Source organism: Paenibacillus sp. FSL L8-0641 (assembly GCF_038006265.1).
In the GTDB taxonomy this organism is placed as follows: domain Bacteria; phylum Bacillota; class Bacilli; order Paenibacillales; family Paenibacillaceae; genus Paenibacillus; species Paenibacillus polymyxa_D.
The window spans coordinates 4006345-4029108 of record NZ_JBBOUW010000001.1; the positions used below are offsets into that span (position 1 = coordinate 4006345).

Below are 22764 nucleotides of genomic sequence, written 5' to 3' on the forward strand. Positions count from 1 at the left end.
AAATGGAACTCAATTACCGATAGAAGTCCATTGGATATTTCTGATAAGCGTAAAAGAATCAAATTCATGGCTAATGTGAGGTTTATCAGCTGTTTTGATCCTTTATCCCTTATATCCCAAGGATTAGGAGAGTTGATCCCCTCACGTTGGCCTCGGCGATGGAGGAGCTTATGTTCAGAATAAGGAAACTAGCGATTATTGTTTTCATGACTTTTGTACTATTTTTACAAATGGGCTTAAATGGGGAAATTTGCAGTGTAAATCAGGCTAATGCAGCATCTTTAGGTGCTGTCCCGATCGAGGGTTATGATGCCGTTTTTGTATTGGATACCAGTTATTCCATGAGGGATACCGATCCTGAGGGCATTGCCGCGGAAGTCATCAATATGTTTATGGATTTGAGTGATGCAGACCGCACACGCGTCGGATTCGTTGCCTACAATCATCACGTGGTCGCCTCGAAACCACTCACTTCGATTGCCGTGGCAGCGCAAAAATCCCAGATCCAGCAGGAAATCAGAACACTTAACCGTTCCGGTTATACGGATTTGGGACTTGGGTTGCGCAAAGGCTCGGAGCTTCTAGCCGCAGGAGCATCCCAAGGGCGTCAGCCTTTTATGATTCTATTGTCAGATGGAGAGACTGATTTTGGTGCCTCCTCTGGTTCCCGATCCAAAGGTGACTCCAATAACGATGTATCCTCTGTCATCAAATCTGCACAGACCAAAGGATATCCGGTGTACACGATTGGTCTGAACCATGATGGCACAGTGAACCGACAAGAACTCGAACGGATCGCTTCTCAAACGGGTGGAGCTTCTTTTATTACGAGTAGTGCCGAGGATCTGCCGGAAATTCTGAACCGTATTTTCGCCAGTCAAATTCGCTCCAAGCTCGTTCCAATTGCTGCAATTACGACCACTGGCGAGATGCAGGAATTAACTGTAACTCTACCTGATTCCAGTATGGAGGAAGCCAATCTGGTGCTTTTGTCGGAGCATCCCCTTCTGGAAACACAGCTATATTCCAATTCAGAAAATGTCCGCAGGTACAAGTCGAGCCGATATGCGATTTTAAAAATCGAGCATCCACAGGCAGGCAAAGTGAAGTTGAAACTACGGGGCATACGCGGGGATTTGGTGAAAATCAATTTACTTGGCAGCTACCGACTGGAAGCCGAAGCAACCATAGGAGGAAAGCAAGCATCGGCAACTCATGGCGACAAGCCTGTGCAGTTGCTGAAAGGTCAAGCCACACCGTTTCAAGCTCAGCTCCTGTTACCCGACAGTCAAAAGCTTACGGATGAAGCCGTATATACGTCTCTCCAAGCCCATATTATTGTTACTCCAAAGGGGGGCACAGCCAAAAAGGTGCCTATGACCTATAAGTCAGGAGCCTTCCATACCGAATATGCGTTCCCTCAAACCGGGGATTATACATGGCAGCTATCTCTGGATAGTCCGCAATGGTACCGTAAGGGAACTGTACATAAAGTTCACGCGGCCAATGCAGCGCCACAGGTCTTAAAAGACCTGACGATTCACCTGGTGAAAGAAGACGGTGATTCCCGTCGAAGTGTATCGGATTTTATTGTTGACCCGAATCATGACAAGCTGAACTATAAGTTGGATTCAGAAGCCTCTGGGGATGCGATCCATGCTGAGATTAACGGTAATGATCTGCTGCTATCCGAGCTCCGCACAGGTGACTCTCAGCTAAAGATTACTGCCACCGATCCGGAAGGAGCATCCAGCAGCGCTACACTAACCGTTACCGTACAATCTCGGTATACAGCCATTAAATGGACAGTAGCCATCAGTATCGTGGTAGCCGCTCTTCTGTATTGGTTCTTGCGGCCGAAGCCGCAGTTTGCCGGAAGAATCGAAGGATATTTTCTCGCTACAGCAAGTGGGCAGGAGATTCCGGTAAAATCCTGGCCGCTCACCTCCTTTCCGGGTCGTAAGGTCAGCTTGCAGGAGTTGTTCCGTACGCTTGACGTTCACGAACCGTTGCCAGAAGCGGAACGGATCCTATTTTCCGCAGGTAAAAAAGGGAGCCTGATCGTGAAACATGATACACGCTGTGCCTTACAGCATGGAAAGATCAGATTAGCTCGCAACAAAAAAGCGGTCATGGAGTACAGTGACAAACTGTACATTACATTCGAGGATGGTGTCACTGAAATCGAGCTGCGATACAAAGCGATTAAACCAAATACTTCAGTGTACACCGACCATATCCAAGCTCCGACAGGATAATGTCGGTCACAACGTAAAAAAAGAGAAGCGCCGTCTCTTACGATTAACGAACCGTAAGAGTAGGGCGCTTCCCTTTTTTTATCCAATATTCCGCACGTAGTGCGGCTTTAAACCATCGAAGTGAGCGGCAGCGCTTGTTAGCCTGTACCTCCAGACCACGCCGAATGACATACGGCAGCAGAGAAAGTCCCGCATTTTCAATCTGAATCCGCTCAGCATGATCTGCAAATAATCGGCCTGGCACATCTGGCGGAGGTGTTCCTTTTCGGCAATAATACAGCGTAGCGGCCAAACTATAGATATCCGACACAGGTCCCTGCTGCGAACGATTAGAGTAAAATTCCAGCGGAGAATAGCCCGCCGTGGTGAAAATCGGATGCTCTTTGCCTTCAAAATGCACAGCCGAACCAAAATCAATCAGCTTGACGTTGCCATTTTCCCCAATCATAATGTTGCCCGGCTTAATATCCCGATGAATAATTCCTTTGTCATGAATGTACTCCATGGCATCAATTAAAGGTAGCAGCGTATGGTACAAAAAAGTGGGGTCATACGTTGGCGCAGCCTCTTCTTTCATCATTCGATCCAAGGTCTTGCCTGCACAGTATTCCATGACCAGATAAGCAGTTCCATTTTCCTCAAAGTGATCTATATAACCGACAATTCCCGGATGACTTAACTCCTTCAACATTTGCCCTTCACGCAAAAAATAATGCATAAACTCCACATATTTGGATTGCATCGAAGCACCGCAAGTGACCGTTTTTCGATCCATCCCCCGCAAAGCCAGTGCATTCGGAAAAAATTCCTTCACAATGACTTTTTCTCGGTTGTCCAACAGCCTTGCCGTATACACGATGGCCAGCTCACTGCGGGACAAGGCGCTTCGAATTTGATATGTATTTCGCAGCTTCGTATTGCGGGCAAGCAGATTCCCGCTTGTATCCACGATCATGACTCGTCCTCCTGTCAGGTTCTTAGCTTATGTCTTTTGTATATATCGGCTTATTACATATCTTTTTATTATACCGTAAAATAGATTATTGGAAAAACAAATAACCTGCCATAATCTCCCTTAGAGAAATGATGACAGGTCTTTTGGCATTCATCTGGTTCTTTTTTCTCAAATCCTTTAACCCAGTTTCGTTCCAGGCTTCATGCTGCGCACACTGTTCGTATTTTTCTTCCGTTCACTACGCAGTTTGCCTTTACCTTGTTCTGGAGTGCGAATGGTAAGGGCAATCAGGAACGATACGACGCACAGCACAGCAATTGTGGTAAAGGTCGGGATGAATCCGCCGAGCAAGGCTGCGATAAATGACCCCGCCAGCGCACCAAGGCCAAAGCCTTGATACACAATACCATAGTTTTTGCTTTGATTTTTCAGACCGAAGAAATCAGCTACGATGGCAGGAAAGACTGTAATGTTGCCGCCGAAGCAAAAAGCAATTCCTGCTACACAGGCAAAGAACAAACCATAATTCAGCGGTAATAGACTCAGCACTGTAACTGCAACCGCCGTTGTTAATAGAGCACCCGCTACTACTTTCAGACGACCTACTTTATCCGATAGCGCACCTAAAATGATCCGACCTGCCGTATTGAAAATAGCGACCATAGCGACCGCATTCGCGGCTGTTGCTACATCTAGGCCGGCCATCCGTACGCCGATATCTTTGACGACTCCAATCAGGTATAGACCACTCATACAAGCGGTAAAGAACATGACGAACAGCAGGTATGCCTGCTTGGTGCGCAGCATTTCTTTAACGGTGTAGTCCCGCTGTACAACCCCATTTTGTACCGAAGGCTTGTTCACGACTACAGCTTCTTTTACCAGGAAAGAACCACCCACAATCATGATCAGCACGATCATTCCCCAATATAAGAACGCTTGCGATACACCAACGGACTGAATCAACGAACCATTAATATACTTGAATATAAGACTGCCTGTTCCATATGCCCCAACCGAAATACCGGAAATAAGTCCTTTTTTCTCAGGAAACCATTTAATCAGATTAGAAAGTGATGTAATATATGCCGTTCCATCCGCAAAACCTACGACAATACCCGCCAAAATATATAGCAGGGATAACGAAGTTACCTGTGAACTGAGCATGAGCCCTGCTCCTAACACGACACCTGCACACAAAATCAAACGACGTAGTCCCCATTTATCCTGTAGTTTGCCTGCGAATAAGGTAGCAAACGCCAGTGCAAAACTGGTAATTGAAAATGTAATGGCAACCGAACTGAGGTTCCAGCCAAAGCGGTCCACCAACGGTTGATTAAATAAACTCCATGTGTAAATGGTTCCTAATCCCATTTGTACAATTATTGTTCCAAGTACGACAAGCCAACGATTTCCGCTGTTTGTTTTCATTTCAATCTCCTCTTTTCATTCCGGCTCTACAGCGTCAATTTGTGATTATGATAACCGGGAATCCAGTATACTTTGCGCCTGAGGAGGAGCAAGTCTGTAAGGATTCTCTCTACACGGGTTATTATAACCCTGCATGTCAGCCAGAAATCGTTTGAGGAATGAAATGCACATATAGCGGAATGAAATGCCTTTAAAGTCGCATAATTTGCCGAAATTCCTTGGCCTTGCTACGGCTTACTGGAATTTCAGCCTCTAGTCCACGCAAACGCAGGAGATACGTATGATTAAACCAAGGTACAATTTCACGGATCTGCGACAGATTAACTGTGTACGATCGGTGACAGCGGAAAAAGTCCTGCTGCGGCAACCGGCTATGAAATTCTGAAATGCTCATCGGCATCGTATATTCTTCGTGCCTAGTAAAGACACGGGTCACCTTTTCCTGCGCACACGCATAGTAAATATCGTTCGCATCCGTTACGATGATTTTGTCATTTTTCAGCAGATTAATACGACCTGGCGCAGCAACGGTGCTGGCTTCAGCAGCTCGGGGTTGCGCCGTCTGGACAGGCTCCTGTATTGGAACGTTCTGCTGCTCATAAGCATTTTCCAGCTTACGTAGCATAGATGCGATCCTTTTTTCATCATATGGTTTGAGGATGTAGTCGAACGCCTCCAGTTCAAAAGCCTGCGCCGCATGTTCTTTATAGGCGGTCGTAAAAATAATATAGGGCTTTTTGGCAAATTTGCTAATGTTCTGTGCCAGTAGCATCCCGTCCAATGAAGGAATGTTAATGTCCAGAAAGATCGCGTCCGTCTCCTGATCTTGCAGAAACCGAAACACATCTAGCCCATCCTCGAAACTATCGGTCACCTCAATGTTGCTATGAGTCTGAATAAGATACTCCAGCTCTTCACGTGCCGGAAGTTCGTCTTCTACAATTATGGCCTTCATGACTTCTCCTTTGGTATGTCAAAATAAACTTCGGTGCCCGGCTCATGCTTTAGAATAATAACTCCTTCGCCGTACATAAGCTTGAGCCGTCTGTGCACATTGTACAAGCCGATCTGTTTAGCCGGAACCCGATCATGATAGAGGTTATCCACAACATCATCGCGTATACCTACCCCGGTATCTGCCACAGAAATACGCACCTTTTCTCCACGATCCTTTACAGAAATGGTTACTGTACCTGCCCCCTTTTTCTTGAGGATTCCATGATTAATCGCATTCTCAACCAGGGGCTGGATAATAAGGCTTGGAATACGCACAGACACCTCATCCATTACATACTCTACCTGAAGCCGGTTGCCGAAGCGCGCTTTTTCAATTTCCACGTAATCAGACACCTGCTGAAGCTCCTTATGAATTTCAATCAAATCATCATTCAGCTCCAAATTATAGCGCAGATAGCCCGATAAATTAATGATTAGCTCTCGGGCCTTATCCGGCTTGGTGCGTGTCGTAGAGGCAATGGCGTTCAGCGCGTTAAACAGAAAATGGGGATTAATTTTCGTTTGGAGTGCCTTTAACTCAGCTTTATTCGCCGCTTCCTTAATTTGCTCCACACGCGACACTTCCATTAACGTGGAAATGATTTGAGACAAGCCAATCGCCATCGTCTGCAACGGATACGTGATTTTATAAGCTTTGCGATAATAAATCTTCAAGGTTCCGGTTACTTCTCCCCGCTCTTCTAATGGAATAATGAGCAGAGACTGGATTTGGGGTGTTTTATCGTCTGCAATATGGTTGCGAATCGTGATTTTACCGCTGCGGATTGTCGATTTAGTCACATCGCTAATGATCTCATCTCCGATGTGATAACGCTCTTCGCCAAAACCGACATAGGCCAGCACATCTCTGGTATCCGTGATCGCCACCGCGTCTGCCTTAATATCTTCTTTTATGATCGAGCAAATCGTATGCAAGGATTCGGCATTAATGGAGCGAAAATAAGGTAACGTCTTATTGGCAATATCCAGTGCCAGCTTGGCCTGTCTGGCCGCGATATTCTCCTTTTCCCCCTCCACACTCTGGATCAACAGAACGATTAAACCGATACTGACTTCTCCGATAATCATCGGTAGACCAATCTTGGAAACGATGTCCACTCCAAGGCTATGGGGTTGTGCCATCACCATAATGAGCAGCATCGTCAACGCTTCGCAGACCATACCTGCGGCGATACCGACCAGCCATCTCTTGGAACGATTGACCCGGCGGCCGATGTATCCTGACACCACACCTGCCAGAATACTCGTAATCAGACACGGAATCGAGGTCACTCCCCCGATATCAATCAGATAACGATGGATACCCGATATAATACCTGTAACGATCCCAACCCAGGGTCCAAACAAAATACCGCCTGCCATAATTGCTATGATTCGAACGTTAACAAGCGAACCTTCAACTTCAATCCCGGTGTAGGTGCCGAACAGTGCAAACATGCAAAAAATCAATGTTAGTATGGCCAGCTCTGCCGGAGAATGACTGTTCTTTTGCAAGGTTTCCTTAAACCGTGGGATACGTGTAATAAAAAATAAACAAATCAGCAACAATGCTGCGCGCTCAAATAGCTGCATCAGCATTTCCAACAAGGCATTCACATGCGTTCCTCCCAAATAAAAACGGATATGCCTACATAGTTGTTATCGTGTACGTCGTTCATACACACCATACCCAAGTATCATCAAGCCACATACGAATAAAATAATAACAAATATATTGTCAACAAAACTCGGCATATCAGGTTCTGACATAGAAATGCCCGAACTATTCAATTTAACAGGTACGGAATTCGCAGCCCATTGAATGACCGCTATAAAGCGCTCCATCGTATATATCACTCCGCTACCCAATAGGCTCAACACGCCGAATAACAAATATTTAAGCTCCATAAGAATTTATCCCCCCTTAGTTACAAAGCATTTAAACTGCCACAAATTATACCATCAACTTCCATCTAATTATAGCTTCTAGAAATCGCCTCTTCTTCATTTCCCTTCTTCAAACGCAGAAAAAAACCGGAGAGTACCGCTTGATAGCGATACTCCCCGGCTCTCTAGTCCGATGAAGAAGCTTGTCGGTTATTTGCTTTTGCTGATTTCGGTAGGACTGTTGTACTCCTTCTGATCATGTACCAGTTCTTTTAATTGGATAATCAACGCCTCTAGCTCACTAAACCCGGTCACCATATTGGAGGTTATATTTCGTTGTTCCTCTACTCCAGCCAAAATTTGTTCTGATGCTGCACTCGCCTGTTCCGTTACACTTGAAAATTCCGTCATCTCTTGAACAACCTGAGATGAATACTGCTGCATGCTATTCGTACTGTTTTCCACATCCACGGCCTGCATCAGCACTTTATTGGCGTTTTGCAGGATGTCTTCCAGTACAATTTCGGTCGAATGTGCCGATTCCATACTTTGCTGTAGCCTGTGCTGTCCCATGTCAAATTGGCTTACGACAGAATCCATCTGAGTTCTCAGTTGAGTCAAAATAGCTTCCATCGCCACCGAGGTGTTCCCTACCATTTCAGCCAAATTACGCACTTCGCCAGCTACGATGGCAAATCCTTTTCCATGCTCTCCCGCTCTGGCGGCCTCAATGGATGCATTCAAGGACAGCAAATTAGTTTGTTTCGAGATTTGAGTAATATCTTTAAGCATGGCAGACATGTTATCACTTTGTACTCTAAACTCGTCCAGTTCTTCTTTGGTACGACTCATGACTTGACCCAAATCCTTAATTTGAGACGTCAATGCAAGCAGTTGACTGCTCCCTCTGTCCCCGGCATTTTTCGTATCTTCGGAAAGCTGCTTCAGTTCTCGGGAATGATCAGCTACCTCTCGCACGTGCTGGTCAGATTGAGCCAAGTTATCCGTAACCTCGGTGATATTCGAAGCTTGCATTTCTACCCCTTTGGCAACCTCCTGAAATCCGATAGCGACTTCATTTGTCACGCTGCCCGTCGCATCTACTTGATTCCTGAATCGTTCTGTAAAGCTATGCAATCCAGCCACTGCTTGTCTAACTTGCTCAAACAGAAATTCAATTCGTTGCCTTGTAGCATCGATATCTTTATTTTGCTCTTCACTTTTCTTAAACTGCTTTTGATTTAACACCGATACCACTAACAGTAGCAAACCAATGAGTAAAACAATAATAAACTCATGCACATAGCGCAAAGAACCGGTAGCCGGGGGAATTGGGGGCGTACCGATTGTTATTTGCACAAATATATTACAGAGATTTAAGGTCATAGCTACCAGAAAATACCGGTAAGACGGATACAGCAAAAACAAAGAGCAAATTAATATGGTGGTCCCTACCTCGACGTTAGATAAGTTCAAAAATATACACATTAATACGCTAAAAAACGTAGTAATCCACGGAATAAGGCGGATTCCTTTCTTTTTCACATTCAGGATCGTTAAAACTGCCGCGACTACAAATCCTACACCATTAGATACCCACATCGAGGGATTAGATAATGCCGGGACGATGCCGCTCAAGGCCATAATCCAAAAAATAATGATCACCAATTTGTTTCTTTGCCACAACAATTCACTCGTTCTGTCCATGATTGTGTACGCGCTCCTTAGAATATATATTAGGTATTTATAAAATAAAAATGTAAATACCATACTTTATATATCGTCATATCAGAACACGTAGTGAATGAAAATCATGCAAACACTCCACATTCCCTTTAATCGTCAAATTACAACAGGACAACTCTTAAAGGGAAAGAGTATGTAATTGTAAATAAATGAATGCAAAGAATCGCCCCCCTGACAGGGAGCGATTTTGAATTCATTTTTGATGATCTTTGCAATTGGAAAAGGTTCATGTACCACTGATAATATTAGGATTCCTTGTTTTCAGAAGCCTCTTCAGCGCCTTCGGTTGCCGCTGCATCACCTTCCACAGCAGCATTTTCTACTTCAACTGCACGTGGAACGATAATAGAAGCAAGCAGTTCTTCTTCAGGGACGTGCAGTGTTACTCCTTTAGGGAGTTTCAAGTCGCTAGCGCTCAGCTTGTCGCCAACATCCAGCGCGGATACATCCACCTCAATGGTAGATGGCAAATCAGCCGGAAGACCTTCGACCTCAACTTCCGTTTCCTGAACTTGCAGAATACCGCCTGTTTTTGTACCTGCAGGTGTACCCTGATAATCAATAGAAACACGCACGCGAAGCGGTTTGTTTTTGGAGATTTTCAGAAAGTCGGCATGCAACCATTGGTTATCACGCTGTTGATAATCTTTAATAATAACTGGAATGGTTTCTCCACCCTCTACTGTGAGGTTAAACACCTCTGAACGTCCGGTTTTGACTACTTTATTAAATTCCTTGGCATCGACATGTACAGGGGTTCCTTCAAGCTCAGAGCCGTAAACCACAGCTGGAATCCGTCCTTTTAACCTCAATCCACGAATGGCCGAACCCTTCTTCTCTGTTCTCGGCTGGGCGGTCAGTTGAATACTTCCTCCATTAGAACTCATGATATACAACCTCCTTCAGGTTACCTTACAAATGATTTTCCTCCAAGAATCTTGCCTGTTTACCAGTCGTACTACAGGATGTAAGCCAGCTAGCTGGCAAAACTAAACAAGTCCATAATTCTATTTTACCCCTTTTTTCTGAAACTGACACACGTTTGCATAAAAAAATAGCATTTCTCGAAATGATCGAAAAATGCTATTTTTGTGTATATACGCAACCAAGCACGCAAGTCTAACCGGCCCGATTATCATTTACCAGTAACAAATATTCTTCTCTGCCACTATGGATCAGTACCTGCATCACAGACTGGTTCTGGTCTATATCAATATATCGATCTGCCTCAACATCCTTGGCATCCCAGTGATTAAGCCGGACAATGTAGCCAATTCGCTGTATATCAGGAGCCACCTGAATACGCGCTATTGCACGACCGTCATCCAAATCCCGAAATTCGACATGTCCGTCGCGATGCCCAGTTCCCCATACCCATACGTTCCAGCCAGTGTATTGCCGATCCGTACGCTCGTAGATCAGTTCAATCGTACGAAATGGAGCGACTTCATTATCGTTTCCAAGCTGCACATCTGTCAAATCCATGGCTGTACCTGCAATTTCTTGATCTGTTCCCTCATCCGAGTCTTCCAATTCGTTCTCCGCCTGACGATTAGCCTGATCTTGTTCAGTCAAAAAGGAGACTCGTGCAGGTTCTTCCTGATCATATAACACCATCATTGACCAGCGCGATACAGTTACACGATGGCCTACGACTTCATACCGTGTCTCATTACCAGCCCCGTGTGCGTCCACGACCACATGCCAACGATCCGATTCCGCAGGCAATACTATCGTCTGCTCCGTATCCGAGCCGTTATAAATCACCACAATATGATTCCAGGCATCGCCGTTAGCATGGTGCCTCAAAGCAAAGGCCACCACATGCCCACTGCTTTGCAGCACTTCCATGTGCTGCTCCACCAGCTCACGTTGGTCCATTCGGAATGCTGGGTGGCTGCGTCGCAAAGCAATTAAGCCTTGGTAGTAATCAAACACGGGGCGAAACCTCGCCTTGTTATCCCAATGAATGGCATTGACCACATCTGAGCTCCGGTAACTATTGTGGTCTCCATATTTGGAGCGCAACAGTTCATCCCCTGCATGAATAAAAGGAATACCTTGAGATGTGAGTACCATGCCGTTGGCCAACAGGGACTTGCGCACGGTTTCGTCCTCTAGCAGGTTATTTTCATCCAGTTCCCCATACGGATCTGCTTCGGCAACAGCATGTTCAGGTGTCCTCCCATCCTGTGGCTTCCCCTGCTCCCATTGTGGAAAACGACAGTGCTCCCGCAAATGTCTTACCGTCAAAATTTTATCCCACAGATTGAGATTATCGTGGGCAGTTACATAATTGACGGTCTCCGATGGCTGAGCTGTGAAATCATGAATAGCCCCAAAAGCACCTTTGAGCACCTGCTCCTCCTGATGTTCTGCCCCCGTGGCAAACCCGCTTCCAGTACCGTCGCTATCCCCCTTAATAGCAGAACGGTAGTTGTCGTTAAAAACAGCAAAGCCTTTGTCCCGTTGTGTTCCTTTTAGCGTAAGCAAGGGTTGTGGAGATTCTCCTCCCGTCCAAGGCTCACCATAGATCAGCAGATCCGTACGCACTTCAGAGCGAAGTTCTTGCGTAAGCTGCACCACGGTTGGTGTATCAATCAGACCCATCAGATCAAATCGAAAGCCGTCTATATGATATTCCTCTGCCCAATAGCGTAGTGAATCCTTGATATACTTGCGCACCATCGGACGTTCGGTTGCCACCTCATTGCCTACACCTGATCCATTGGTGAGCTGCCCTTGTTCATCCGTGCGGTAATAATATCCAGGTACAACAGGCTCAAATGGCCCCTGTTCCACCGAATACGTATGGTTGTATACAACGTCCATAATGACACCGATGCCGGCAGAATGCAAAGACTGTACCAGCAGTTTCAGCTCTCGTATACGTGCCTCCGGATCAGCCGGATTGGAAGAATAAGACCCCTCCGGCACATTATAATGCTGGGGATCATAGCCCCAGTTATATTCAGTATCTAATTCCGCAAAGTCATTCACCGTATGAAAATCAGCTACCGGAAGCAAATGAACATGTGTAATGCCCAGTTCCAGCAGATGATCCAGCCCGATACTGTTCCCCTCAGGATCCTTCAATCCCGTATACGTAAAGGCCTCAAACCGTCCCTGAGCAGCAGATAAGCCTTTTTTCCCTGTATTAAAATAGGTATCCATCGAAAAATCACGCACATGAACCTCATAGAGAATGGCATCCGTCGGCCGCTTAAGGGTAGGCCCCGCATCCAATTCCCATCCATCCGGGTTGGTTTGAGCCAAATCAATGATCGCTGTACGTTGCCCGTTGGCTGATACCGCTGTGGCATATGGATCGGCAGCATAATGAACAGTGTTGTCCGCCCACTCCAGCCTGTACATGTAATAATATTTGTTCCAGTCACCTTCCAGCTCTATAGACCATACCCCTTGATCATCACGGATCATGAGAAATTCCTGGCCCCCGCCGTGCTCCTGAACGTTCCCCTCCTGATCGTACGCCCCTGCATCGCTATACAACGCTATATGGACCTGCTTCGCAGTCGGGGCCCATACCTTGAACTTGCTGCCCGCAGGCGTATAAGTAAGACCCAAATCATAGCCTTCATATATGGGATATTTTGTGTGCTCAAGCTCTTTAAGCTGATTGAAATCTGACATTTCTGTTCACCACCCATTTCTGTACATCGGCTTACAGCCTCTGTTCATCCATCATTTATGATGTTTATGACTTGTCAATATACCTTAGGATTTTATAAAATCTTCACCTAATAGGCTAACAAAATAAGACAAGCTTGAAAAGCTGGATGATTTAAATAAGGATGACGCTTCCATTTCAACACACACTCCATTTTATGACAATACCATGAACAGGCTACAACTTTTGCCCTTAGGATATAACAATAGTTAGAAAAGTCAGGACAGTCTTCGATTATCCATTTGAAAAATATCATCAGCAATCCGCATGGTAGAACTTCGGTGCGAAACAAGGACAATCGTTTTATCTTGCTGCTGTTCCTTTAACGATTTTAAAATAATGGCCTCGTTCAGGCTGTCCAAATTGCTGGTAGGCTCGTCGAGCAGTAAGAGAGGCGCATCATGGACAAAGGCTCTGGCCAGCCCCAAGCGTTGACGTTCTCCACCAGACAGCCTGTCCCCTAATTCTCCAACTCGGCTGTCATACCCTTGAGGCAAGGTCATAATAAAATCGTGCACGGATGCCTTACGCGCTGCTTCCACAATCTGCTCATGTGTAGCATCATGCTTTCCGATTTTGATATTAGCTGCAATGGAATCATCAAACAGGAACGTATGCTGGTCGACATAGCTCTGTAAGCCTTTCAAATGTCGGGTCCCAATTTCCTTCAGATCGTGTCCGGATAGCAAAATTGCACCTTGCTGCGGGTCCCTAAATCGCATCAGCAACTTTAGCAGTGTAGACTTGCCAGAGCCGCTTTTACCCTGAATGCCTAAAATCCGCTGATGCGGTATCATGAGACTTACATCATTCAGCACCGTTTGACCATCGTATGAAAAAGTCACCTTGTCTACTCGTGCCCCAGTAAAGGCGACACTCATCCCGTCGATATTTTCCTCTACCTCCGGAGTTTCCTCCAATAGACTCAACACTCGTTCCCCGCTCGCCAGCGTTTGAAGCAAATTGTTGGACAGATTGCTTAGTGCGATGACCGGACCAAATGAACTAAACAGGGCAATGACAGAAATCAGCATACCTGTAAAGTCAACCTGACCATTAGACATACCGTACAATCCAGCCAGCAGCATCAAGAATGAGAATCCAACTACAGCCGCATCTGTGATGGCTCTTGTGATGCCTTCATGATGCTTCAAGTCCTTCTGCTTGGCATCCAACTGATCCGTACGACGGTTAATCTCATTTAATCGTTGTTCCCCTTGCCCATATTGCACAATTTCCTTCATCCCACGTAAGCTGTCCAAAAAATAACTGCTCAGCTGGCCGAAGCTGCTCCGGTATTCCATCCCTTGGCGCTTGCCCATACGTGTCGTAAGTAGGGGAATAAACAAACCGACGGTTATGTAAGCAAGCGCAGCAAGCCAGCCTAGCAGAGGCTCATAAGAACCGATAAAAAACACCATGAGCAGTGAGGTGATGATGCCAATCATAACAGGAGCTATCGTATGCGCATAAAATACTTCCAGCAACTCAATATCACTTGTAATGAGTGAGATCAGATTTCCCTTGTCCTTGCCTTCCAATTTGGCTGGAGCGAGTCTTCGCAGGGCTTGAAGCATCTTGTCACGTAGTACAGCCAGCAGCTTGAAAGCGAGATAGTGACCACTCATTTGCTCGCCATAACGGAATACCCCGCGCAGTACGGCGCAAACCACGATCGTTGTCAGCAAAAACGATAGGGTGTAGCCTGTCGTGATGCCCGTTGCTGTAAGCAGAGCCAGGGCTCCAAACACTATAATGCCAATAGCACAAACAAAACCAAGCACTCCTGTAACAATCGTGATGAGCAGCACAGGTAAAAGAGGTCCCGCCAGTACCAATAATTGGCCCATGATCCGTAATCCGTGTCTACGCATATACAGCCCCTCCTTTTCCAAACTGCTCTACCCGGTGTTGACTGAGATACATCTCCGCATAATGCCCCTGCTGGCTCAACAGCTCATGGTGCGTCCCGGATTCTGCCACCAAACCGTTTTGCAGCACATAGATACAGTCGGATTGGACTACGTTTTCCAGTCTGTGAGAGATAAGAATCACTGTTTTTTGACCTGCCAGCGCATGTATAACCTCCATAATGCCTTCCTCACTTTCACTGTCAATGTTAGAGGTGGCCTCGTCAAAAATGTAGACACGACTATCATGTAGCAATGCTCTGGCTAGTGCTAGCCTCTGGCGCTGTCCTCCTGACAGATTGGCTCCCTGCTCTTCCAGTTCTGCTTCCAGACCTCCTTCTGAGAGGATAAAATCATACAGCTTCACTTGTCGCAAAGCTTCCAGCATGTGTTGCTCATCCGCGTGCTCATTGCCCATTTTTAAATTTGCTTCCACGGTGCCTTTAAAAATATAGCTGTTAAAACCGATCCAGGTCATATGACGCATGCGGCTTTCTTCCGAAATATCGGTAAGCTCGGTTCCTCCAATCGTCAGGCTTCCTCGATACCCCTCGTGATGCCCAACAATCAATCCGGCTACCGTACTTTTACCAGAGCCTGATTCCCCAACAATGGATACAAAGCTGCCCTGGGGAATATCCATGGATACATTTCGTAAGGTATCTCTTTCGTCGTAGGCGAAACTCACCTGTTCCAGACGAATATCTGTGGTTTCTATGCTTTTTTGTCCTTGGATAAGGTCCTCTGTGCTCAACATTTGGAATATTTTGTCACTTGCAGCCATTCCGTTCATGGCGATATGAAAGTAAGAACCCAGAAGACGCAGAGGAATAAAAAATTCTGCCGACAGCAAAACAATGATGATTGCTCCTGCCAAGCCAATTCGTCCAGAAGAATATTCGCTTACCGCGACCAGTACACCCGCAGCGGCACCACCAAATGCGATAAGATCCATAATGGCCACGGAGTTAAGCTGCATAGTCAGCACTTTCATCGTCATTTTGCGAAAATCTTCAGCTGCTGTGTTCATTTCCTGATGTTTATCCTGGTCTGTTCCGTACATTTTGAGCGTAGTCAGACCTTGCACATTCTCCAAAAAGCTGTGGCCCAAATTGACGTAACTACCCCAATATTTCCGAAAAAGCTTTTTAGCCATCCTCATAATGACAATGATCGACACTGGAATTAAGGGAACGCAGATCAATAGTATAATGGCTGCTTTGAAGCTGACAAAAGAGAGGGTAATGAATAACGTTACGGGGGCAAGCAGACTGTAAAATAGCTGAGGCATATATCTACCGAAATAGGTTTCAAGCTGCTCTACCCCTTCTACAGCAACCTGAATAACCCCCGAGGTGGAGGTATGATCTGTATATGCGGGCCCTATCTTCAGCAACTTGCTGTAAATTTGCGAGCGCAGCGTTTTTTTAGCATTTACCGAAGCACGATAGGATAACATACTGGCTGCATAATTGCTCAGGCAGCGAACTGCAATAGCAGCAATAACAATGACCGTCATAGATAGAATCAGCTTGCGAGTCACTTGTCCTTCCCATGCCTGCTGCATAACAAAGGCCATAGACAACACAGCGGCTATACTCCCCAAAAGACCGATCCACTGCACAAGCACACCCCATACGATATATTTTCGAGAATGTTCCACTAGACCGAGCAGACGGCTGTCGACCATTTTAGACTTTTTTTTTGGAGTAGGTGCAGGTGAAGATGATGGTGTTATTTTTGCTGCAGCGTTTCTCACTGTTCCGATTCGGAATATAAAGTAATAATATTTAAAAAGGATGACCAAGACGATGAGCGTTTTGCCCCACACATTAGGGGTGAAAATAAAGCCTATAATCAGCATCGTTGACGCTAAGCCCAATGTCGTGATTTTCGTAGACAGCTTCAACGACCTTGTTTGAACAAAACTCTCTAGATGCTTTTGGTACAGAGAGGTATTCGAAAACCACTGGTGAATCCTTTCGGACCCCCGCATAAAGAAAAAGGTCGCGAGCAGCAGAAACGGTGTAGTCGGTAGCAACGGTAGCACTACACCAATAACTCCAAGCGCTAAAAATAAAAACCCTAAGGTAATATAGATCGGTTTCACTATAATCCTCCCTAATAGTTATAATAGTAATGGTTTCATTTTATAGATAATGATAATCATTATCAATATAAACAATTTAAGCAGGTTGTTATGTGATGTAAATCACGCATATAAAAATCCTCTTGAAGCACATCTCTACAGAACACGCTAGTGTTGATGTGGATGCTTTGTCTTCAAGAGGATTATCGAAATTTAATGTTAGTAATCCGTTGTTTTATGAATTTATAATATCATATTGCTCCAATATCTGCCGATGTAACGGGTGGTCTGCGGTTATGGAAGTATAACGCGTCAGCGCCACACCCAGCCCTTCGTTGCGGATCACCTGCTGAAGCTCGACTGCCTCGGGGTCTTCCGTAATATCAAATTTACAGGCAGCAGCCATTCCTAACGCCAGATGATCCGTCGGAATGCCATACTCCTGCGCTTGGAGCGCGGGACGTACAAGACGGTCATTGGGAGACAGCTTGCGTAATGGTGAACGTCCGACCCGAGTAACATCGTCTATTAGATTAGGGTTGCGGAAGCGATCCAAAATTTTAGAGATGTACTTCCTATGCTCCTCTTGATCCAAACCGAAGCGCTTCACAAGCACCGCTCCCGTTTCCTCCAGTGACCCTTGTATCGAATCCACCACCTTGCTATCCTTCATGGCCTCCTGAATGGTAGCATAACCTGCGGTATAACCAAGATAAGCTGCCACGCAATGTCCCGTATTTACCGTGAACAGCTTTCGTTCAATGTAAGGCTCTAGATCCTGCACGTACAGGATACCTTCGATTTCTTCATGCTCAGATGCCATTTGCGAACGATCCACCACCCACTCGTAAAAAGGCTCTACCTGCACATGTAACGGGTCCTCGTGTTGCTGGATCGGCACAATCCGGTCTACGGCAGCATTTGGAAAATACACCGAAGCCTCAGCCTTGGCACGGGTCGCCTCATCTAATAGCGCAAAAACATGCTCTTTCAGTTGCGCACTACCTCCGATTGCATTTTCACAGGCAATCACATGCAGCGGCCTCGCTCCTCTCTCTACCCGCCGCTTGATTCCTTCCGCAATACCTGCTGCTATGTGCTTGAGGATGCTGACCCCTACCGCGGTCGTTACCAGATCTGCGTGGTCTACTGCATCGGCTACAGCCGCTGCATCCTTGCCGTCAATCGCCGTCACATTCGTGACCAGCTCCGTATCCTTTGTATCATTGGCTAATTCTACGGTGTATTGTTTACGACGGCGTAACTCGGATACAAGGGTGTCGTTGACATCTGAAAAAACAACCTCATAGCCTGCACGCGACAGAATCAATCCGATAAAGCCGCGACCGATATTTCCTGCTCCAAAGTGGACGGCTCTCATAGCTCCAGCTCACTTTCGAACAGATCTATAATTTCCTGTGGGGTCACCGCATTGCGAAGTTTATCCATATTTTCTTCCTCCGCACACACCACAGCGATACTCGTCAAAATCTCCATATGATCGCCGCCTTGTGCTGCAATGCCGATTACCATGTATGCTTTTTCTCCCCCAAAATCTACGCCTTGCGGAAACTGGACGATGGAAATGCCTGTGGATTGAATAAGCGTCTTGGATTCCTTGGTGCCATGTGGAATAGCCAGCCCGTTCCCGATATAGGTGGACACGATCTCCTCGCGTTCCAGCATCTTGTCAATGTACTCACCTGAAATATGTCCTGCATCCAGCAGGATTTGTCCAGCCATACGAATCGCCTCATATTTGTCTTTGGCGGTTGCATTCATTTTTACTTTGTCTATCGTCATAATACTCACGGTAGGTTCCTCCCTGTCCCTAATTTACTGTGTAAAAATCCAGCTAGCTCACTCGATATATAATTGACAATATGATCCCTGCTACCGTGTTCCAGTAGCGTAACCATGTCTTCCTGCAAGAGTAATGCACTAATCTCGCTCAATACCTCCAAGCTTTCTCTCGGCAGCTCACGAGGTCCCAACATGAGCAGCACGCATTCTACCTGTTCGCCTGTATCCGCCAACAGCGGCTCTGCCAGCTTATACAAGGTAAGCGAAGGTTTGCGAATATAGTGGCTACGCGTATGAACTAAAGCAATGGAGGTATCAGAGATCACCTGACTACCTTGGCGCTCTCTTTCCATGAGTTGTGCAGCAACCGCAGAAGGCTCTGTAACATTCCCCCGCCCCGCCTCCAACATGCATATAGCCTCTACGGTCGCCGCCATATCCATCTCCTGATTTTCCAGCGGGTACACTTGAAATTGCTGTACAATGTGTACAATTTCATCGAGACTTTTCCGCAGACCGGTAAGCCACTCCATGTCCTGACCGGGCTGAACGACGTGTTCCTGCTGATGGTCATCAGGATGATTGAGTGTAATATGCTGGATAAATTGACGCAGGCGATCACTCTCCTCCTGCGTCAGCAGCGGGCTGATCTTAAGATAGCGATCTGGTTCAAGCGGTAGCTCTACTGTCGAAATGATCAGATCATAATCCTCCTTGGGGATCCGCGCCGCCTCGTACCATGAGGCCCTATCCACAATTTTGATCTGTGGCAGCTCTTTGGCGAGCCTTGTTGCCAGAAGTCTGGATGAACCAATGCCGCTCGTGCAGACTACGATGGCCCGCACCTCCCGCCGCAATTGTCGCAGCCGCTCCAGCGAAGCGCCGAAATGCATGACGAGAAATCCGATCTCTTCATCAGGGACTTTCATTTCTGTCATGTCCGCCGCAGCCTTTTTCACTGAGTCGAATAAGCTGCTGTAATCCTTGCGGATTTGCTGAAGGAGGGGATTACGAATCGACTTGCCTTCCTTCAAACGTTTGAATACCGGAGCCATATGGGCAATCAGTCCTTCACGCAGAACACGGTCCTCTTCCAATGGCGTGCCTGTTTCTTCCTCCACACGACGAATCAACTCATGAACCGACTCCAGCAGTACAAGATCATCGAGCGGCAGCAGCCGGGTAGAATGATCCTCGGCATCACGGAACAGCAGCCTGAAATAAGATCGTTCCGGGTCCGGAAAGTTAATATCCAGCGCCGCTGACAATTCTGCGCATATGCGTTCTACCATAGCTGTACGCAGCATGATATTCTCATCCGAATCTGTTTTTAAATAGGAGAGAAGAGGATCCATAACATACCCGAGTCGTAGACGTGCCAGCGAAACGCAAATCTGAATCAGCAACTCCATATATTTGCTTTCCACCATGTTTTCCAGCCACTTTTCATGGGGCTGCCAGAGGGCCTTTTCCACGATCAGCAAGTTCCCTCTGCCAATCATCTCCAGCAATTTGTCGGAGACACGAGTCACAGAACGAACCCCTCCCTGGCTGGAAAACAGATCAGATTCATCCAAATGTTCGAGGGCCAGCTCGGAAATCGCCCGTCTTTTGTCTATCTCCCGTCCGGTAATCTCGACACCATATCCCCGTCTGCGGACAAGCACGAGCCCTCGATCTCCGATCCAGTCTTGTAATTCGTCCAGATCATGACTGACCGTAGTTACCGTGACTTTCAGATCTGAAGCCAGCGCCAGCAGCTTGATCGGCTCCCGTGTATCCAGCAGCATGCAGAGAACCACGATCTTTCTCTCCTCAGCCGAATATTCGTCTGGATTCGTATACAGCAATTGCTTTCGCAGGCATACAAGCTGAGCTGGGTCTGCATCTATACAGATACCAATCCCTGACTTTTTCTCCAGCTTCACCTCATGAGTTGCCAGCCAATGCTCGACTGCGCCCAGTTCCCGATGAACCGTCCTTGTGCTGACATTGATCTTCGTGGCAATTTCCCCGGCAGTAACCTCTTTGGACTGCTCCAGAAGATATTCCACGATGTCACGTTGTCGTTTCGTAATATTCATAAGCGCATACCGTTCCTTCCCAAGCTCATCCCTCCAGCAGGAGACGTACACTGCATACAGTCCGCCTGACTATGACGGGGATTAAGAATCGGATTTCAGACGTTCAACCAGCGCTTCGTATTCAGGACTCTTCAGAAAATTGTCAATGGAAATGTGTTCAGCATTCGGGACTACTGTTTTAGCCCGGTCTGTCAACGTTTTTTGCGTAATGACAATATCCGCATCCTGTGGAATTTCACTGATTGCCGTATTCGTAACTGTTACGCCTACGCCCGCCTGCTTCATTTTTTTGCGTAAAATCGAGGCACCCATCGCGCTTGAACCCATACCTGCATCACAGGAAAAGACAATCTTGTTCACTTCGGATTTATCCTTGAGCGTTCGATCTGCGACAATCTCGGCAGCACGATCAGATTCGTGGTTATCTTCCATTACAGTGGCGTTAGCACTGGCACTCTTGCTTTGATTTTTCATATCTTTCAGGCGAGATGCAGCTTCCTCCAGCCCCTCTTCTTGTTGCTTACCTGTCTTGAGTAACACTGCTGCAACAGCAAAGGATACGACCGCAGCAGCGATCACCCCGCTCAGCATTGGCAAATATCCACCTTTTGGCGTCATTAGAAAATAGGCGATGATACTACCCGGTGAAGGAGCAGCAACCAGTCCGGCACCTGTCAACATGAAACAGAAGGTTCCCACAACACCGCCAGCTATAGCTGCAAGAATCAGAATCGGCTTCATCAAAATATAAGGGAAATAAATTTCATGAATCCCGCCGAAAAAATGAATGATGACTGCGCCAGGAGCTGACGACTTCGCAGAGCCTTTACCGAACAGACAGTAGGCCAGCAAAATACCAAGCCCCGGCCCAGGGTTGGATTCCAGCATGAACAGTACGGATTTGCCTGTTCTTGCAGCTTCCTCCAACGCAATCGGACTCAATACTCCGTGATTCAGCGCGTTGTTTAAAAATAATACTTTTCCGGGCTCAATAATGAGGTTGACAAGCGGCAATAGCCCCGCGTTCACGAGGAACTGTACCCCTGCCGACAACACTTGACTGATCATTTGTACAACCGGGCCGATCGCCACATGGGCAAGCAGTGCTAGAATGGCACCGATAATCCCGGCCGAAAAATTATTGACCAGCATTTCAAAGCCTGATCTGACTTTGCCTTCAATGGCCTTGTCGAACTTCTTCAATATCCACGCAGCCAGCGGACCAGCTACCATCGCGCCCAGGAACATCGGGATATCGGCTCCTACTATGACACCCATCGTCATGATGGCACCGATCACACCTCCACGCTGTCCGTGAATCATCGTGCCCCCTGTATAACCAATCAGCAGCGGCAACAAATAATTTTTCATCGGATCAACCAACTGTGCAAAACCTTCGTTCGGGAACCATCCGGTCGGAATAAAGAGTGCCGTAATCAACCCCCACGCAATAAAGGCTCCCATATTGGGCATAACCATACCGCTAAGAAAACGGCCAAAACGCTGTACGGCGACACGAGTGCCTCCTTTTGAACTTGGCTTTGCGTCCAATGTACTCATATTCAAATCCTCCTTGTAGGTAAGCATCACTACCTTTTCTTAAAATTCATACTAAATGACAGCGCTATCTTCATCAACGAAATGAAAACGTACTTTCGTCATGAACGTTGATGACAACATTTAAATTTAAATTATCCAGGAAGATATTATACCTGCATAATTCTTCTTAATATGACCTGTAGCTATAGAAATTAGTCGAAAAACCGCGCTGGATTATGTATGATTCCTATATGGGGACAACCCACTATATCAGAACAACACACGTAATTACGTTTTCAAAAAAAGACAAAAAAATAGCCGCTACGTCAAATCATAGCGACTATTTTATACAAAAATCGAGCAAACTAACGATGC

15 protein-coding genes are annotated in these 22764 nt (G+C 46.4%); 1 reads left to right on the forward strand and 14 read right to left on the reverse strand.

Going from position 1 to position 22764, the window contains the following annotated elements; translation table 11 throughout:
- The first annotated feature begins 170 nt into the window (after nucleotides 1-170).
- Complete coding sequence (locus MKY16_RS18105) at nucleotides 171-2258, forward strand: vWA domain-containing protein (protein WP_340956514.1); 2088 nt, start codon at nucleotides 171-173, stop codon at nucleotides 2256-2258.
- A gap of 43 nt (nucleotides 2259-2301) precedes the next feature.
- Here MKY16_RS18105 and MKY16_RS18110 read toward each other — a convergent pair whose 3' ends face one another.
- The 14 genes from MKY16_RS18110 to MKY16_RS18175 all read right to left on the reverse strand — a co-directional run bounded on the left by MKY16_RS18110 (nucleotide 2302) and on the right by MKY16_RS18175 (nucleotide 22410).
- Nucleotides 2302-3213 (reverse strand): serine/threonine protein kinase, encoded by a 912-nt coding sequence (locus MKY16_RS18110; protein WP_029515684.1) that lies wholly within the window; start codon nucleotides 3211-3213, stop codon nucleotides 2302-2304.
- Nucleotides 3214-3390: 177 nt separating this feature from the next.
- Complete coding sequence (locus MKY16_RS18115; protein ID WP_029515685.1) at nucleotides 3391-4644, reverse strand: L-lactate MFS transporter; 1254 nt, start codon at nucleotides 4642-4644, stop codon at nucleotides 3391-3393.
- Between the two features lie 190 nt (nucleotides 4645-4834).
- On the reverse strand, nucleotides 4835-5599 hold the full coding sequence (locus tag MKY16_RS18120; RefSeq protein WP_029515686.1) for a LytR/AlgR family response regulator transcription factor: 765 nt from the start codon (nucleotides 5597-5599) through the stop codon (nucleotides 4835-4837).
- On the reverse strand, nucleotides 5596-7257 hold the full coding sequence (locus tag MKY16_RS18125) for a sensor histidine kinase (RefSeq protein ID WP_176715758.1): 1662 nt from the start codon (nucleotides 7255-7257) through the stop codon (nucleotides 5596-5598). The genes MKY16_RS18120 and MKY16_RS18125 overlap by 4 nt, the downstream gene beginning before the upstream one ends.
- Before the next feature lie 42 nt (nucleotides 7258-7299).
- Nucleotides 7300-7548 (reverse strand): hypothetical protein, encoded by a 249-nt coding sequence (locus tag MKY16_RS18130; RefSeq protein ID WP_029515688.1) that lies wholly within the window; start codon nucleotides 7546-7548, stop codon nucleotides 7300-7302.
- Between the two features lie 189 nt (nucleotides 7549-7737).
- A complete protein-coding gene (locus MKY16_RS18135; RefSeq protein ID WP_029515689.1) occupies nucleotides 7738-9234 on the reverse strand; it encodes a methyl-accepting chemotaxis protein in 1497 nt (498 codons plus the stop codon).
- Nucleotides 9235-9518: 284 nt separating this feature from the next.
- The gene (locus MKY16_RS18140) at nucleotides 9519-10160 is read right to left on the reverse strand and encodes a 50S ribosomal protein L25 (protein ID WP_029515690.1); all 642 of its coding nucleotides are present in this window, start codon (nucleotides 10158-10160) and stop codon (nucleotides 9519-9521) included.
- Nucleotides 10161-10392: 232 nt separating this feature from the next.
- Nucleotides 10393-12927 carry a type I pullulanase gene (pulA, locus tag MKY16_RS18145; RefSeq protein WP_340956517.1) on the reverse strand — a complete coding sequence of 845 codons (2535 nt, stop codon included), beginning with the start codon at nucleotides 12925-12927 and terminating at the stop codon, nucleotides 10393-10395.
- 255 nt (nucleotides 12928-13182) lie between these two features.
- Complete coding sequence (locus tag MKY16_RS18150; RefSeq protein WP_340956519.1) at nucleotides 13183-14838, reverse strand: amino acid ABC transporter ATP-binding/permease protein; 1656 nt, start codon at nucleotides 14836-14838, stop codon at nucleotides 13183-13185.
- The gene (locus MKY16_RS18155; RefSeq protein ID WP_208332641.1) at nucleotides 14831-16984 is read right to left on the reverse strand and encodes a DUF454 family protein; all 2154 of its coding nucleotides are present in this window, start codon (nucleotides 16982-16984) and stop codon (nucleotides 14831-14833) included. The genes MKY16_RS18150 and MKY16_RS18155 overlap by 8 nt, the downstream gene beginning before the upstream one ends.
- Nucleotides 16985-17198: 214 nt before the next feature.
- Entirely contained in the window at nucleotides 17199-18344 is a 1146-nt protein-coding gene (locus MKY16_RS18160) for a mannitol-1-phosphate 5-dehydrogenase (RefSeq protein WP_069012488.1), read from the reverse strand.
- Nucleotides 18341-18775, reverse strand: coding sequence for a PTS sugar transporter subunit IIA (locus MKY16_RS18165; RefSeq protein WP_340956523.1), 435 nt, complete (start codon nucleotides 18773-18775; stop codon nucleotides 18341-18343). The genes MKY16_RS18160 and MKY16_RS18165 overlap by 4 nt, the downstream gene beginning before the upstream one ends.
- Complete coding sequence (locus tag MKY16_RS18170; protein ID WP_340956524.1) at nucleotides 18772-20850, reverse strand: BglG family transcription antiterminator; 2079 nt, start codon at nucleotides 20848-20850, stop codon at nucleotides 18772-18774. Before MKY16_RS18170 ends, MKY16_RS18165 begins: the two co-directional genes overlap by 4 nt.
- 81 nt (nucleotides 20851-20931) lie before the next feature.
- On the reverse strand, nucleotides 20932-22410 hold the full coding sequence (locus tag MKY16_RS18175) for a PTS mannitol transporter subunit IICB (protein WP_340956525.1): 1479 nt from the start codon (nucleotides 22408-22410) through the stop codon (nucleotides 20932-20934).
- Nucleotides 22411-22764: the final 354 nt, after the last annotated feature.

Bases quoted from the DNA above. Each gene is read 5' to 3' on its own strand.
- MKY16_RS18105 (WP_340956514.1), top strand. From the start codon at position 171: ATGTTCAGAATAAGGAAACTAGCGATTATTGTTTTCATGACTTTTGTA.
- MKY16_RS18110 (WP_029515684.1), bottom strand. From the start codon at position 3,213: ATGATCGTGGATACAAGCGGGAATCTGCTTGCCCGCAATACGAAGCTG.
- MKY16_RS18115 (WP_029515685.1), bottom strand. From the start codon at position 4,644: ATGAAAACAAACAGCGGAAATCGTTGGCTTGTCGTACTTGGAACAATA.
- MKY16_RS18120 (WP_029515686.1), bottom strand. From the start codon at position 5,599: ATGAAGGCCATAATTGTAGAAGACGAACTTCCGGCACGTGAAGAGCTG.
- MKY16_RS18130 (WP_029515688.1), bottom strand. From the start codon at position 7,548: ATGGAGCTTAAATATTTGTTATTCGGCGTGTTGAGCCTATTGGGTAGC.
- MKY16_RS18135 (WP_029515689.1), bottom strand. From the start codon at position 9,234: ATGGACAGAACGAGTGAATTGTTGTGGCAAAGAAACAAATTGGTGATC.
- MKY16_RS18140 (WP_029515690.1), bottom strand. From the start codon at position 10,160: ATGAGTTCTAATGGAGGAAGTATTCAACTGACCGCCCAGCCGAGAACA.
- pulA (WP_340956517.1), bottom strand. From the start codon at position 12,927: ATGTCAGATTTCAATCAGCTTAAAGAGCTTGAGCACACAAAATATCCC.
- MKY16_RS18150 (WP_340956519.1), bottom strand. From the start codon at position 14,838: ATGCGTAGACACGGATTACGGATCATGGGCCAATTATTGGTACTGGCG.
- MKY16_RS18160 (WP_069012488.1), bottom strand. From the start codon at position 18,344: ATGAGAGCCGTCCACTTTGGAGCAGGAAATATCGGTCGCGGCTTTATC.
- MKY16_RS18170 (WP_340956524.1), bottom strand. From the start codon at position 20,850: ATGAATATTACGAAACGACAACGTGACATCGTGGAATATCTTCTGGAG.
- MKY16_RS18175 (WP_340956525.1), bottom strand. From the start codon at position 22,410: ATGAGTACATTGGACGCAAAGCCAAGTTCAAAAGGAGGCACTCGTGTC.